16 protein-coding genes are annotated in these 14,310 nt (G+C 50.4%); 3 read left to right on the forward strand and 13 right to left on the reverse strand.

The window, feature by feature from the left end; translation table 11 throughout:
- Positions 1-64: 64 nt before the first annotated feature.
- Positions 65-478, reverse strand: coding sequence for a zinc ribbon domain-containing protein (locus R70331_RS16230; RefSeq protein ID WP_042177233.1), 414 nt, complete (start codon positions 476-478; stop codon positions 65-67).
- 160 nt (positions 479-638) lie between these two features.
- Positions 639-1,595: a helix-turn-helix transcriptional regulator gene (locus R70331_RS16235; RefSeq protein ID WP_042177234.1), complete on the reverse strand. Its 957-nt coding sequence runs from the start codon at positions 1,593-1,595 to the stop codon at positions 639-641.
- Positions 1,596-1,707: 112 nt separating this feature from the next.
- Here R70331_RS16235 and R70331_RS16240 point away from each other — a divergent pair, with 112 nt between their 5' ends.
- Complete coding sequence (locus R70331_RS16240) at positions 1,708-2,652, forward strand: Gfo/Idh/MocA family protein (RefSeq protein ID WP_042177236.1); 945 nt, start codon at positions 1,708-1,710, stop codon at positions 2,650-2,652.
- A gap of 349 nt (positions 2,653-3,001) precedes the next feature.
- On the opposite strand, the gene R70331_RS16245 is transcribed toward R70331_RS16240, so the two are convergent.
- Positions 3,002-4,105 carry an AbrB family transcriptional regulator gene (locus R70331_RS16245; protein ID WP_042177237.1) on the reverse strand — a complete coding sequence of 368 codons (1,104 nt, stop codon included), beginning with the start codon at positions 4,103-4,105 and terminating at the stop codon, positions 3,002-3,004.
- A 44-nt stretch (positions 4,106-4,149) separates the two neighbouring features.
- Positions 4,150-4,659 carry a GNAT family N-acetyltransferase gene (locus R70331_RS16250; protein ID WP_042177238.1) on the reverse strand — a complete coding sequence of 170 codons (510 nt, stop codon included), beginning with the start codon at positions 4,657-4,659 and terminating at the stop codon, positions 4,150-4,152.
- 124 nt (positions 4,660-4,783) lie between these two features.
- Between R70331_RS16250 and xerS the strand changes: the two genes are divergently transcribed.
- Complete coding sequence (xerS, locus tag R70331_RS16255; RefSeq protein WP_042182786.1) at positions 4,784-5,866, forward strand: tyrosine recombinase XerS; 1,083 nt, start codon at positions 4,784-4,786, stop codon at positions 5,864-5,866.
- A 70-nt stretch (positions 5,867-5,936) separates the two neighbouring features.
- Positions 5,937-6,818: a pentapeptide repeat-containing protein gene (locus R70331_RS16260; RefSeq protein ID WP_042177240.1), complete on the forward strand. Its 882-nt coding sequence runs from the start codon at positions 5,937-5,939 to the stop codon at positions 6,816-6,818.
- Positions 6,819-6,999: 181 nt separating this feature from the next.
- Here the strand turns inward: R70331_RS16260 and mobB are convergent, their stop codons facing one another.
- From mobB to R70331_RS16305, 9 genes are all read right to left on the reverse strand, one after another.
- Positions 7,000-7,647, reverse strand: coding sequence for a molybdopterin-guanine dinucleotide biosynthesis protein B (gene mobB / locus R70331_RS16265; RefSeq protein ID WP_052419086.1), 648 nt, complete (start codon positions 7,645-7,647; stop codon positions 7,000-7,002).
- A gap of 15 nt (positions 7,648-7,662) precedes the next feature.
- A complete protein-coding gene (locus R70331_RS16270; RefSeq protein WP_042177243.1) occupies positions 7,663-8,949 on the reverse strand; it encodes a molybdopterin molybdotransferase MoeA in 1,287 nt (428 codons plus the stop codon).
- A 144-nt stretch (positions 8,950-9,093) separates the two neighbouring features.
- Positions 9,094-9,600 (reverse strand): DUF4178 domain-containing protein, encoded by a 507-nt coding sequence (locus tag R70331_RS16275; RefSeq protein ID WP_042177245.1) that lies wholly within the window; start codon positions 9,598-9,600, stop codon positions 9,094-9,096.
- A gap of 54 nt (positions 9,601-9,654) precedes the next feature.
- Positions 9,655-10,065, reverse strand: coding sequence for a DUF350 domain-containing protein (locus tag R70331_RS16280; RefSeq protein ID WP_042177246.1), 411 nt, complete (start codon positions 10,063-10,065; stop codon positions 9,655-9,657).
- Positions 10,066-10,188: 123 nt separating this feature from the next.
- A complete protein-coding gene (locus R70331_RS16285) occupies positions 10,189-10,857 on the reverse strand; it encodes a PspA/IM30 family protein (protein ID WP_042177247.1) in 669 nt (222 codons plus the stop codon).
- A gap of 71 nt (positions 10,858-10,928) precedes the next feature.
- The gene (locus R70331_RS16290) at positions 10,929-11,267 is read right to left on the reverse strand and encodes a prenylated flavin chaperone LpdD (RefSeq protein ID WP_042177249.1); all 339 of its coding nucleotides are present in this window, start codon (positions 11,265-11,267) and stop codon (positions 10,929-10,931) included.
- Positions 11,268-11,329: 62 nt separating this feature from the next.
- A complete protein-coding gene (locus tag R70331_RS16295) occupies positions 11,330-12,274 on the reverse strand; it encodes a dihydroorotate dehydrogenase (RefSeq protein ID WP_042177251.1) in 945 nt (314 codons plus the stop codon).
- On the reverse strand, positions 12,267-12,971 hold the full coding sequence (locus tag R70331_RS16300; protein ID WP_042177253.1) for a dihydroorotate dehydrogenase electron transfer subunit: 705 nt from the start codon (positions 12,969-12,971) through the stop codon (positions 12,267-12,269). The genes R70331_RS16295 and R70331_RS16300 overlap by 8 nt, the downstream gene beginning before the upstream one ends.
- Positions 12,972-13,057: 86 nt before the next feature.
- Positions 13,058-14,098, reverse strand: a complete 1,041-nt coding sequence (locus R70331_RS16305) for an NADH:flavin oxidoreductase/NADH oxidase (RefSeq protein WP_042177254.1) — start codon at positions 14,096-14,098, stop codon at positions 13,058-13,060.
- Positions 14,099-14,310 lie beyond the last annotated feature (212 nt).

The following is a 14,310-nucleotide window of genomic DNA, read 5'->3' on the forward strand; positions in this document are numbered from 1 at the left end:
CAGCCGTGGGCCATCAGGTCCTGAGCTGCCGCTGTTTTATTGTATATATTCATTCGATATCCGTTTAAGACTCCAATGCCTTGCCGCATTTCGGGCAGAACTGGTAAGCCGTATTCGTCACCTTACTGCCGCAATAAGGGCAGTAACTTGAGCCGTTCTCACTATTATGATCCTGGGATTCACGGCTGTGAGAAGCGGGACCTGCAGATTTTTGATAAAAACGGTCCAGAGGGTCCGGTTCTTCATTAGATTCTGTGATGTCCAGCAGCGACATCCGCTCCTTTCCAGTAGCGTTTTTAAAATGGTAAATCCCCTGTACAATTGCTAGCCCGACAAAAATGATGCCGAACGCAGCAAAAAATATCGGTGCCCCCATCTGTATAGCCATAATCGTCCAAAAGATTCCGAATATTCCTGCGGCAATGCTTCCTATAGCATTCATACCTGAAGGCCCGCGGCCTGGCTTAATACTCCTCACCGGAAATCACTCCTCTCGTCGGTTAACACACTCAATGTATAATTTTACCTATGCATGATAGGAGAATCAATCATTCTTTGAGAAAAGTCTAAACTCAGCAGTTTGGTTAACATAACATTTAATATGTTAATTCGTTATGAACACATGACACAATTACAAATCAAGTGTATAACTTCTGCAAAAGCAGACTCTTCTCCCTGATATATTCTCTCAGCACTACCGGCTGCAGAACCTCTATACCTATAGGCAAAGCCATCACTTTGTCACACGCCTGCTCATAGCTATACATGTTAACAGTCAGGATCTGAGCCTCCTGTTCAGCTGTAACACTCAACAACTCCAGCCTGCTAACGGCTTTAGGACAAGGCTGGTTCAACCGGATAACCACCGGATAGTATTCCGCTGCCCTGCTGTTATGCTTAAATATATTCTCACGGCCGCGCCAGTACGCCTCCAATGAAAAATCAGCAGGAATATCATAGTCCTCCTCAAGCAGCTCAGCCGCTGTAATCCGTTCACATTTAAAAGTACGCAGATCCTCAGCTGATTCACAAAAGCCGACCAGATACCATTCCCCTTGCTTTACAACAAGTCCATACGGCTGCAGCGTACGGCTGGACCCTGCTCCATTAACCTTACTATATTGGACTCTAATTTTGAGAGAACGCCACAGTGCTGACCGCAGCCTTTCCAGACAGGGAATTGCAGGACGTTCGTTCCACCAAGGCGTATGATCAAAATGAAAAACACTCTTCGCCTTGCGGATATCCGCCTGAAAGGCTTCGGGCAAGGTCTTCTCCAGTTTGAGCAGGGCATTCTTCAGCTGTAAGCCCGATTCTCCCTGCTGCCCTGAATGGAACCCCATTCCCGTTAAATATAAATGGACTACCTCATCGCCATTCAATTGACGCAGATTAAGCGTGTAACCCTCCATCAGGGAGATACCGCCGTTCGGACCGGTTGTAGTCACCATTGGAAGTCCGGCTTCCGCCAGAATATCTATATCCCGGTAAATAGAACGGGCTGACGTCTCCAGGGCGGCCGCGAGCTCACTGGCCTTCATTTTCCCGCGGGATTCAATCAGCAATAAAATTGCTATTAAACGGTGAACACGCATCGCTAACAGGCCTCCTTCATTTCTTTTTACGCCCACCGGATTATTCTTGCCAAACAGTTGTCAACAATTGTAGTTTATTATGAAATGTATCAGACATAAGGAGCTGTTGTAAATGAACATTGGTATATTAGGTACGGGATTCGGGGCTTACCACGCAGGTATTTTAAGAAAATTAGAGAAGGTTAACCGTGTGGTCCTCTTCGGACGGAATGAAGAAAAGCTGCTGAAGCTCAAAAAAGAATTAGACATTGAAATCTCTACTTCTCTGGATGAAGTAATCAACGATCCCGGAATAGATATAATTGATATCTGTCTTCCATCGGAACTACATAAGCAGTATACCCTGCTGGCCCTGCAAGCCGGAAAGCATGTATTCTGCGAAACGCCGGTCTGCCTCACCATGGAAGATGCTATCGCCATGAAACAAGCTGAAGCACAATCGGATAAAAGAGTATTCGTCAACCAGTTCATCAAGTTTGATCCTGCTTACCGGTACCTCTATGAGGCGTTGCAGCAGAAGAAATACGGCCGGCTTCTAAAGGTAAGTTTATCCCGGGAAACGCCGCCATTATGGGGGGATCTGGGCCTTGATAAGATTACCGTTAGCCTGATGATCCATGAGCTTGATTTTATAACCTGGACACTAAAGGATGCTGATTTAACAAGTCTCTGGGGTACAGTGGGTTCACACACCGGCCAATCTCTGGTTCAGGCAGCCTTTGATACACCGCAGATCAATGCTCAGGTTATCGCAGCCTCCTTAATGCCCTCAGCTTATCCCTTTAAGGTCGGTTATGAGGCTTACTTTGAGCAGGCCAAGCTTGAATTTCATGAGAAAGATGATATGCGGGGCGGCATAGATACAGCACTCTATGAATACAGCATCTCCGGGAGACAGGAGATCATTCTGGACAAGGTCAACCCATATGAGGAAAGTCTGCGTTATGCGCTGAACTGCTTCAGGGACGGTACAGAGTCTATTCTTTCGCTGGATCATGCGCTGTCTGCCCTTAACACTGCACTTGAGCTGAAAAAACGGCTGACGTTGGTTCATTAACCTCAGAGTGAATTCTATTTAGGCATCTGTTTGCATAATTAATTTGCTTGTTTCGCTTGTTCTTGAGGAGGGCTTGCCCCTCCTTTTTCGTGTTTTTTGTATCTAGGGAGGTTGTAAGTATGTTTTAGCAATGTGTATCAAGGGAGAATATATTTCGGGCTTTCTATTATGAATTTTTCATATGTTGAAATAATGTTAAAAGGATGTAGGGGGTGATATGATGACGTGAGGATAGAAATAGTTGACATATTTATTATTATGTTAACTATTGGTGATTAATTTTTTTGAGTTTTCAGCTTCCCGCTTCTAGTGCAAAAAAAGGTCAACATAACTATAGCTATGTTAACCTTTACCCTGTTATGGTTACTCCCCTCTTCTTTTCCCGAAAAATGAGCTTGAACAGAGGCGGTACGGCAAAAAAGATAAAGAAGGTCCGGAACAGCTGATAACCAGCCACCGTCGGCAAATCTGCCCCTACCTCATGGGCGATCAGACTCATCTGGTCCATTCCCCCCGGTGCCAGGCTAAGCATTGCCGTAGAAACGGAGACAGCATCAATATATGCAAACCCCAGACTCATCAGATAAGCACCGCCGATCAGCACAACGCTGCTGCCAATAGCCAGTGACAATGTTAGCAGCTTATTGTTAAGCTTACGCGGATCAAGCAGCATGCCAACAAACACTCCTATCATAAGCTGGGCAGCATTCAGCAGGATTGCGGGCAATACCGGTCCTGGCAGTCCGCTGATCTGCAGAATTGAGGTAATTAGCGCCGGACCAAGCAGATAGGCTGTCGGAAATCTTACCTTTTGTCCGGCAATTGCACAGAAGGTACAGGCGGCAGCGTAGATAAGAAAATTCGGATCTATACCCGTCCAGCCGGCCGTGATCTCCGTACCAACAGGGACTGCCGCCCCTATTCCTGAGCTGTGTCCAAAAAGCGGACTAAATATCAGCAGCGGTACCCCAATAATAATCATCATCAGGCGGACCACCTGGATCACAGTCACAACAGTCAGATTAACGTCCTCGGATTCTTCCGCCAGCACAATCATCTGTGTCAAGCCGCCTGGTATGCTTCCGAGCAGGATCGTCTTGTAATTCATACCGGATATTTTGCAGACAATGACGGCAATTCCTGCACAAAAAAGCAGCAGCAGCCCCGTCATCAGGAGCATTGACGGCAGCTGCCCCGCCATTTCTCTCAATGCCGGCGCGGTTAATGAAAGGCCGATGGTGTAGCCGACGATAATCATTCCCGTGTTCCTTAGCGGACTAGGCCAATTATAATATTGCTTGCGCAGATTAGATCCAATCAAGGTTGCAATCATCGGACCGAGCAGCCATGGAACCGGCAGGTTCAGGAGCATGAATATCCCCCCGCCTGCAAGTGCAGTCATCAGTGTTATTGCCAGCTTAAGCGGGCCTGGTACATCTGTTGCTGATTTCATCTAAACCTCATTTCCTGCTTCCGTTCAGAATTAACGCCTCAACGTTATTTTTTTGCTCCGGCTGCATTTACTGTGCTGAAGTACTGGCTTGGATTCCCCTGCCGCGGGTTAAAGCGCTCTTTGAAATCCCCATTGGTGTATTCTCCGATTACCCTGTGCCAGAAATTGCGGGCCGGTGTGTTAGCGCGGATCTGCGAGACCTTCCAGTCTCCGGGGAACATATCAAACAACCTGTGTGCTGCCCATGTTCCTACTCCGCTGCGGCGGTACTTCTGCATAACAAAAAATTCAGTCATATAAAATTGCCCTTCCGGGTCCCGCAGCAGACGGTCCACCAGCGCAAAGCCGGAGATATTCCCGTCTGCAGTAAACAGATAAGCAAATTTATTGTTACCGCTGCTCCAGTATGCTTCAAGGCCCGGATACGCCGGAAAATTGCCCTCATGGTCCACCTGAATGTCCAGATAGCGGGTAAAATCATAAAGATAAAACTGCATCAGCCTGCTGATCATTTCTTTCTGCTCCTTGGGAACCAGCTCGATTCCAAGTTCCATTGGGCTCACCTCTGTGCTTAACGTTTTAATACACATCATATAACTTTATGATAAAATAGACAAACCCACGTAACATACAGCCCTATTTCCTATAAAATTGCAAACTTAGAAAAAGGTGATTGTCATCAGCATTCAAAAAAACAGTGACCGCAAACATCTGGATCAGCGTGTAGTTCACATGCCCTGGTTTGTCCAGCAGTTCATTGACTTTAAACGTCCGGATCTGTCCCCCTCCACCCTGCTGGAATATATCCGGGATTATGAATCCTTTTTCGGCTGGCTCCGGGCAGAGGGGCTGTCCGCTGCGGACAGTAATGCAGGCATTACCCTACTGGAACTGGAAACGCTTCATATGGACAGCATTGTCGGCTACCGCCTGTATCTGACTACCCGCGCTGAGAGTGCCAACTCCAGGGTTACAGTCTCCCGCAAGCTGTCTGCCCTGCGCTCCCTATTCCATTATTTGAGCCAGATTGCCGAGGATGAGAATTTTTATCCGCTGCTGAAACGCAATATTATGGCCAAAGTCGAAATCAAACGCATCCATAAGCCTAAGGACACCGCCGCCAAGCTTAAAGGCAAAATCCTTGAGGAGGAGGAGCTGCTGGAGTTCGTCGGCTATATTTATGAAGGCTACGGTCAGGATGTGGAATCTAACAAGCAGGCCTATTATTCCTTCCAGCAAAACCGGGAACGGGATGGTTGTATTGCCAGCCTGATCCTTAATTCAGGACTGCGGGTATCAGAGGTTGTTAATCTGAATATCGACGATTTGGATGTAAACAACAAGCTGCTCTATGTATACCGTAAAGGTAATAACGATGAAACCTTCAAGACTCCGGTGTATTTCCGTGAGCAGGCCAAAGACGATCTGGCCCAGTATCTGAGCCTCCGCCAGGCCCGTTACAAAACGCCAAAACGTGAAAAAGCGCTTTTCATTGCACTCCCCAACGGCAGTAAGGAAGGTAAACGCATGACTAAGCGGGCGATTCAAGAGATGATTATCAAATACGCCAAACGTTTCGGCAAGCCTTATCTCACCGTCCATAAGCTGCGCCATTCCTTCGCTACCGACTACTATCTGCAGAATGATATTTACAAGACAAAGGAGCAGCTTGGACATGCCTCAACAGAAACGACTGAGGTCTATGCCCACCTGACAGACAAAACGATGTCTGAAGCGATCGAGCGTCGTCAGGACAGCTGAGCCGATCACTATAATGGCACTAATACCTATCTATTATTAATCATTAGTTATATTGCTGGAGGGAATTTCGTTGTTTGAAAAAGAAGAATTTACAAGCTGTTCTGCCGGAGAAAAGCGGCTCAGTCTGCGCACGGACTGTGAACAATGCTTCGGATTATGCTGTGCTGCCCTGCCCTTTGCCCTGTCATCCGATTTTGCAATGGATAAAGCGGCCGGTCAGCCCTGCCACAACCTGAAGGAGGATTTCCGCTGCGGGATTCATACCCGGCTGAGAGAGTCAGGCATGCGCGGCTGCACCGTATATGACTGCTTCGGCGCTGGACAAAAAGTATCGCTGACCACTTATGGCGGAGCTGACTGGCGTAAAGCCCCTTCGACTGCCGGCCAGATGTTCGAGGTCTTCCCGGTAATGCGCCAGCTTCACGAATTGCTGTGGTACATAGCTGAGGCGCTTGGCTGGCCGGCCGCAGAGCCCGTTCATGCCTCACTGGCTGCTGCATGGGACCGGACAGAGCAGCTTACCTTGCTTGACCCGGAATCACTGCTCTCACTTGATATCCCTGTACTCCGCCAGGAGGTTAATGAACTGCTGATTAAGGCAAGCGAGCTTACAAGAGAAGCTGCCCGGAGAGAGCTACAGCCGGCGCCTAAGCGCCAGAAAACCTACGGGCGCGGTGCTGACCTGATCGGAGCACGGCTCAAAGGAGCCGATCTGCGCGGGGTCAGCCTGCGCGGGGCCTGGCTTATCGCCGCCGACCTTAGCGGAGCAGACCTCCGGGCAGCGGATCTGATCGGAGCTGATTTCCGCGATGCCAATATCTGCGGCGCTGATCTTACCAGCAGTCTGTTCCTGACCCAGTTTCAGGTGAATGCCGCCAAGGGGGATGCGGCTACGAAGCTTCCCGGATCTTTGGTCCGGCCTGAGCATTGGACTGGTATGAAGGCACATTAGCCTCTGGTCCACAGTTATCACCTTTTATACTTACATTAATCTTACGTTTTGCGCGGGCGGTGCCGTTTCCCTAACCAGGGGTCTGGCGCCGCCCCTCCTTTATACAGGTGTTAAATAGCTGCTGATCAGCAGCATGCTAATTTTCTGTAAAACTATTGTGAATTTTTCATATGTTGAAATTTTAAAAATTTGAACGTTGATTGTATAAAAAATCAGCCATGCCCGCAATATCATTGATTTCAAAAATCTGTTCACACTGCTGTTGAGCTGTTGTACAGACATATGGGATCATTCGTTCCCATGCCGCTATTGCGGCAATATTACGGGTCTGCTGTAGTAATTCAAGGTCTTCATGCTGTCTTATCAGCACTATTTTCGGGTAAGCTTCCTGCTTGAAGCCTTCCACCAGAACGTAATCATAGCCGGAAAAACCCGCAATCAGCTCTTGCAGGCTGCTGCCCTGCTCTTCAATAACAGATGTGCGTGCTGCACTCGTAATGGCAACCGCCATTGCGCCGGCTTGTCTATGCTTCCAAGTATCTGTATCGGGATGATCCATGTCATAATCATGGCCGTCATGCTTAATGACAGCTACACGCTTACCCTCCTGACTTAGTAATGGGATAAGCCCACAGACCAAGGAGGTTTTTCCGCTGTTTTTGTAGCCGACAATTTGGCATACAGCCGGTTTATTCAAGCTCACTGTATCTCTGTTCCCCGCTGACTGCAAGAAAGTAGTTCTACTCACCTGTACTCCCCGAACGCGCCGTTTGTGCGTCTGCTGCAGGTACTGCCCTCCGCCATTAATGTTATTTTTCCTGCGCTGCAATCGTACTTCCCCCTCTCATTCCTGCCCGCGGAGCTCACCCGGAAGCTTCAATACCTTCACTTTATCCCCGGTCTTAAGTCCGCGTACTTCGGGCGGAACAACGATCAGACAGTCGCTGTCCTTAATGGTAACCATAACAGAGGACTCATCGATATTTGCCGGATAGGCCTGGACAACTCCGTCATGGACTGCCAGCCTGGCCCGTACAAACCGGGTATAATTGTTCACTCTGCTATAATCTGCACCCATAACGGCAGTCCATTCCGGAAGCAAAGGCTGGGTCATTCCCAGCATCAGCGAGATGACTGGCCGGGCAAACAGATGGAACCCTACAAAGCTTGCTCCGGGATTCCCGGACAGAGCGAGCAGCAGCTTCCCTCCGCGTACAGCTGCGGTCGTAACACTTCCGGGACGCATGGTAACCTTGTTGAACAGCATTTCACTGCTTTTTTCACGCACCAGGTCACCCATAATATCATAGTCGCCGACGGAGACTCCCCCGGTTGTGATAACCAAATCGTGGGTCTCAAGCGCCATCTGCACCCTGCTGCGTGCCAGCTCCAGATCATCAGCAATCGCCCCCAGCATAACCGCCTCTCCGCCGGCCTCTCTGACCAGCGCCTCCAGCATCGGCGAATTGCTGTTACGGATTTTACCGGGCTGCAGCGGTTCATCCACCTCCAGCAGTTCCGATCCCGTCGCAAAAACAGCCACTTTCGGACGCCTGTGAACTGTAACCATAGGCACGCCGAAGGCAGCAAGCACGGCGATATCCCCGGCCGAGATGCAACGTCCTGCCGGAAGCACCTGCTCGCTTTCTTTTAATTCAAAACCTTGAGGTGTAATATTGCTGCCCGCCTGCTGCGGTTTGCGGAGACCTACATACACTTGCCCGTCCATTTCTTTGGTTTCGGTGATCTCAACCATCACAACGGCATCTGCACCTTCCGGCACCTGAGCTCCCGTCATAATCCGCGCTGCTGTACCGGATGTTAGCTCTGCTGAAGGCACTGAGCCGCACGGGATGTTATCCACGACCGCAAGCCATACCGGCTGCTCCGTACTGCAGGCTGCAGTATCAGCAGCTATAACTGCATACCCGTCCATACCCGAACGGTTAAACGCCGGAAACGGATGAGGCGCAGTCAACGGCTCTGCCAGTACACGCCCGCAGCTCTGGCTTAGCGGTACTTCCTCTGAACCGAGGGGCTTGGCATATTGCATTACCCGTGCCTGGGCTTCCTGCACCTGCAGTGCTTTACGCTGGAACTTCTGATCCTTTTTATCCCGGTGTCTGTCCATGACTACCTCCGTTATTCCTGATGTTTTTCTCACACTATATTAACATGGGACGGTATAAAGTTAAATTTACAGCTATAAAAGCACAAAAAGGACGCCTTGCGGAACCGCACAGGCATCCTATCTTCTTTAATCGGCTGTGTAAGCTTAAGTTGCCCGGATGACCCGGACATCGGCCGGGATGATTTTCTCCCCGTCGTAGAGCATAAAACGTCCGTTCTGCCACTCCACCCGCAGCAGCCTGTAATCATCTGACTGGTACTGCCAGACATGCTGGGTTCCGCCGTTCATATAAGGAGTCTGGCCGGTAACCGCAGCGTAGCCTTCGTATTCTTCCTCCAGATGAAAGGTGTATCCGTCCAGCTCCAGCGTTGCCGGCACCTCTGCCGGATTGTCCAGACGCCCGTCAATCGGCTGATAGAGCGCGTATTGCAGCTGTTCCCGCTCTTCAACATGCAGATAGGCAATCCGGCTGCCGTCCCGCAGTGTCAGCACGACGGCATTACGTCCGGTGGTCTTCGTCCGCCCGGTTACCTCGTAGGTAACCAGAGATACTTCACAGATATCTCCGGGGGCGAGATTCAGCATGCTTTTGGGCGCTTCCGGTGCCGGAGGCTTGGAGAAGAGATTGCCGATTCTTTTCCAGATGCTCAAGTTCCATCATCCTTTAATAAGTGGTTTAATGATTGTGAAGCTTACGATTCCGTATTATCCGCGGATAAAAGCAGTTATGATCAGAGCCCCGTTCAGGTGAAGAAAGCCTGCCAGCAGACCGTATCCGATTTTACCCAGACGCGTTCCGTGATCGAGGTCGATTTTGCCCCATTTCCCGAGCAGCAGCTCAACGGCTTTTTCTACAATAAACAGCAGACAGAAGGATACGATGGATACGATAAGTGCATCTCCCAGGCTGCTCGATGAAGCGAGAGAGCAAGACAGAATATACCCCTGCGCCAGCAGCTTCAGCAGAAAACGGGCTGTAACTGCCATATTACCTGCTTTCATTTCTTCCAGATCGTTATAACGGGTAAACAGCGAATCCACGTACATCAGCACAAATAGCAGCACTGCGCCGCTCACCGTCCACACAACCATGGACACCAGCGTATGGAAATCCATTTCATTAGCCCCCGCTTGTTCATTTTACCTGTCCGCTACAGCAAGCATAGATAAGGCGAAGGAGATACTGCTTCCGTCTCTCCTCCGCCTGCTGTAACCGGCTCAGGACCGGCTTATCTTATGTTACTGCTTGTCGTACTGCTTCAACAGCGCTGCGAGCTCGTCTTCTACAGCCTGATCCTTGCCAAGCTTCTCGAACTCATCGTCCAGCGACTTCGTACCTGAGTTCATTTCGTTGCTGGCTTCAGCCTGCGCTTCAGCAGCGAGCATCTTCTCTTCCATCCGCTTCAGGCCGGCTGATGCCGAATCAGAGCTGAATCCGCTCATTGCCTTGTTAATTTCAGTCTGTGCCTTGGCTGCATTATAACGGGCAACCAGCGTCTCGCGTTTGTTCTTCATCTGGGTAAGCTGCTTGCGCATTTCATCCAGCTTGGCACGCAGGTTGTCCGCAGAAGCCTTATTCTGATCAAAGCTTGCCTTGTATTCGACCAGCTTCGCTTCAGCCGATTTCTTCTCTTCCAGCGCTCTGCGGGCCAGATCAACGTTACCGGCCTGGGCTGCGGTGTGAGCCTGCTGATTACGCTTGGCAACAAGGGCTTCCTGCTCTTCGTACAGCTGTTTGAATTTCTTCTCAATCGCGATCTGGGCGGCTACCGCCTTCTCCGCATCCTCAAGATCCTCCGTCATATCACGGATATATTGGTCGGTCATCTTGATTGGATCTTCTGCTTTGTCAATAATGGCATTCACATTGGACATGGTCAAATCACGCAAACGTTTAAATATAGACATGGTTCATTCCTCCAAAATAAAAGTTAACTGCTCACTTGGTATTCTTTTACGCAGGGAGTGCCAATATCGTTTCATTTTTGTTGCGCCAAATATTGATCCACTTTATTATTAACCGTCCTGACGACTTGCATGATGCCTTCTTTACTCAAATGATCATAGTGAATGCCCATCACAACCGTTACCGTGCAGTTCAGCGCAGCGGCAGCTCTGCGGGCGATGTCCTCACTGATCGTATGTTCCTTATGATGGGGAACGGCTGTTGTCCCCGCGCTCACTGCCCCCCCGTCGATGAAGGCTGTGCTTGCAGCGCCGATATGGCGGACACCGCCTGTAATGAGCAGCAGCAGGTCGGCTCCGGCTTGAATGGCTGACAGCTCAATATCATCAAACTCCTGTGTCTCCCGTGGCAACTGTGCTCCCCCTGTCTATAATATTAACCTTAGTTCCGGCGGTTGTCTCACTCAAGCAGGATTTAGACAATCCCGCGGATTTCATCCAGGGACGAAATGTTCTCCTCCAGCATGAACTGGTGCAGCTCCTCAACCAGCGTGCTGCCGGCCCGCATGTTCATGAAATTATAGGTTCCGACCTGGACAACCGTAGCGCCGGCCATAATGAATTCAATAATATCTGTCGCTGAAGTAATACCGCCCATTCCGATTACCGGGATGGTTACCCGGTTAGCAACCTGATGCACCATCCGCAAGGCAACCGGCTTAATCGCAGGGCCTGACAGGCCTGCATACAGGTTATTGAATACGCTCCGGCGGCGGCGCACGTCAATCTTCATCCCGGATATGGTATTAATCAGCGAAACAGCATCTGCGCCCTCCGCTTCACACATCTCGGCCATCTCGGCAATATCCTCAGCGTTCGGTGACAGCTTTACAGCAAGCGGCAGGCTTGTAGCGGCCCTCACTGCACGGACAACCTCCTTGGCGGCCGGTGTCTTGACACCGAACGCAATTCCGCCTTCCTTGACGTTAGGGCAGGAAATATTAAGCTCTATCATGTCTACAGCCTTCCTGCCCTCCAGCGCCCGCTGATTAGCATCCCGCTGGATCAGCTCTGCCCCGAGGACATAATCTGCCAGCGTATTGCCGCCAAGATTCACGATGCGTGCGGTGTCCAGTGTCTCCCAGTAAGGCAGCTCCTTGCTCAGGAAGGCCTCAACGCCCGGATTTTCAAGTCCTACACTGTTCAGCAGACCGGATGCTGTCTCATATACCCGGATGCCCGCATTACCGGCCTTGGCCTGCAGAGTAAGCCCCTTGCCGGAGATTCCCCCCAATATGTCAACATCATACAGCTTGCCATATTCCTTGCCGAAGCCAAAGGTCCCTGAAGCCATTACGACCGGGTTCTTAAAATGAACACCAGCAATTGTCGCTGTTGTATTAACCGAAGTACTAATCATGAAAAACAACCTCCTCAGCAAGGAATACAGGTCCGTCTGTGCAAGCCTTCCGCTGTCCGTCACGGCAGGATACGCTGCAGACAAGGCAGGCTCCTATTCCGCAGGCCATCCGGTTCTCCAGAGACAGATACACTTTAGGGTTTCTGCCGCCGGCTCCGGCTGCGGCACCCTTCATCTGAGCCGCCTTCAGCATCGGCTGAGGCCCGCAGACGAAGATATGGTCGTAGCTGTTAAAATCCACACTATTCAGAATAAGTCCGCCGACGTCAACGGTAAGTTCAGCCGCCAAAGGCCGGAAGGCCTCTGTACGGAAGGCTTCTCTGCTGAAGCCCAGATACACATCACTGTCAGGAAGCTGCCGTGCGCAATAATACAGCGGTGCGATCCCGATGCCTCCGCCGATCAGGGCAACCTTCCCTTCTACTTCAGGGAAGCCGTTACCAAAGGGTCCTTCAAGCTGAATGGCATCTCCGGGAGTCAGTTCGGCAAAAATTTCGGTTCCCTCACCAACAACATGATACAGAAATTCCACACCGTCATCATTCACCTGATGTATACTGAGAGGCCTCGACAGCAGCGGATAGGCTCCCCATGCCCGCAGCATGTAGAATTGACCCATTTTACCGCCGTGATCCCCTTCAACCCGAAGGTGATATACTCCATTAGCCAGCCGCTCGTTACTGATTACCGTCGCCACGTTATCAAGCTCCTTCAAATTTTATCTTATTAACCATGCCTTAGAAGAAGCTGAAAATCTGTGACTTACTTCACATTGTTAATAATCTATTTTCTTTTCCATACTCCGCGTTCATATGGCACCGGCACATTGGCTTTATCTACTCCGCCCAGCGCCTCTTCTGCATGCAGCGCCCAATAAGGATCACTCAGCATTGCTCTTCCGACTGCTACCAGCTCTGCCTTTTTCTCCTCAATAACCGCTTGTGCTTCACGGTAGTCATCCAGCTTGCCGACAGCAATAACCGGAATCTGCAGGCCGCTGCGGATATACTCTGCCAGATCTACCTGATATGCCGGTCCGGCATTCGGCACACCTGCCGAGCCAATCGGACCTTCACCGCCTGAAGAGACATGGAACATGTCCACACCGGCCGCTTTATAGCGGCGGCAGAATTCCAGCGCATAGGCTGCATCATAGCCGCCTTCAACATACTCTCTGGCGGAAATACGCATGATCAGCGGCATTTCCGGCGGCAGCACTTCCTTTACCGCCTGGACAACCTGTTCACCGAACAGAAACGGATCAGCCCCGTACTCATCGTCTCTGATATTTGTCAGGGGAGAATGGAACTGATGGATCAGATATCCGTGTGCACCGTGCAGCTCTACCGTGTCAAAGCCTGCCTCTACCGCTCTCCTCGCCCCGTCCCTGTAAGCGGCAATCATCTCGGTTATGCCCTCGGCGCTTAGCGCCTGCGGGGTTTTCGACCGATCATCAAAAGCAATTGCCGAAGGCGCCACTGGCGGATTGGCATCCTGCGCCTTGCGTCCGGCATGTCCCAGCTGAATGGCAATTTTGGTGCCGTAGGCGTGGACTGCATCTGTTATTTTACGGAAAGCAGGAATCTGACCGTCGTCCCAAATGCCTGTGTCCTTATTCGTAATCCGTCCATCCGGATGTATTCCGCTCATCTCTACAATAATAAAGCCGGTGCCGCCGACCGCACGGCTGACATAATGCACAAAATGCCAGTCATTAGGTACGCCATCCTCCATATCTACTGCATACTGGCACATCGGGGGCATAACCACCCGGTTTTTTAAAGTGAGCGCCTTTAACTCATACGGGGTGAACAATTCTGACATTTCCGTTCCCTTCCTTCATTCAGCTTTTTTCATTGCCGGGCTAAACTCCCGGATAACTTTAGTATACACGGAATAAAGACAGTGGTGAAACTTTGCATCCCGCTCAAAGTCCGGCATAAATACCGTGACGGCTGGGGATAACAATGGAATCAGCGATCCTGGAAGATAGAAGCTTTAAGAGGCGAATACAACGTTAAAAGGAGGCGAGGCTG

The sequence above is a fragment of the Paenibacillus sp. FSL R7-0331 genome, assembly GCF_000758645.1.
Taxonomy (GTDB): Bacteria; Bacillota; Bacilli; order Paenibacillales; family Paenibacillaceae; genus Paenibacillus_AQ; species Paenibacillus_AQ camerounensis.

Coding starts and splice junctions, on each gene's coding strand:
- R70331_RS16235 (WP_042177234.1), bottom strand. CDS start 1,595: ATGCGTGTTCACCGTTTAATAGCAATTTTATTGCTGATTGAATCCCGC.
- R70331_RS16240 (WP_042177236.1), top strand. CDS start 1,708: ATGAACATTGGTATATTAGGTACGGGATTCGGGGCTTACCACGCAGGT.
- R70331_RS16245 (WP_042177237.1), bottom strand. CDS start 4,105: ATGAAATCAGCAACAGATGTACCAGGCCCGCTTAAGCTGGCAATAACA.
- R70331_RS16250 (WP_042177238.1), bottom strand. CDS start 4,659: ATGGAACTTGGAATCGAGCTGGTTCCCAAGGAGCAGAAAGAAATGATC.
- R70331_RS16270 (WP_042177243.1), bottom strand. CDS start 8,949: ATGGACAGACACCGGGATAAAAAGGATCAGAAGTTCCAGCGTAAAGCA.
- R70331_RS16280 (WP_042177246.1), bottom strand. CDS start 10,065: ATGGATTTCCATACGCTGGTGTCCATGGTTGTGTGGACGGTGAGCGGC.
- R70331_RS16285 (WP_042177247.1), bottom strand. CDS start 10,857: ATGTCTATATTTAAACGTTTGCGTGATTTGACCATGTCCAATGTGAAT.
- R70331_RS16295 (WP_042177251.1), bottom strand. CDS start 12,274: ATGATTAGTACTTCGGTTAATACAACAGCGACAATTGCTGGTGTTCAT.
- R70331_RS16305 (WP_042177254.1), bottom strand. CDS start 14,098: ATGTCAGAATTGTTCACCCCGTATGAGTTAAAGGCGCTCACTTTAAAA.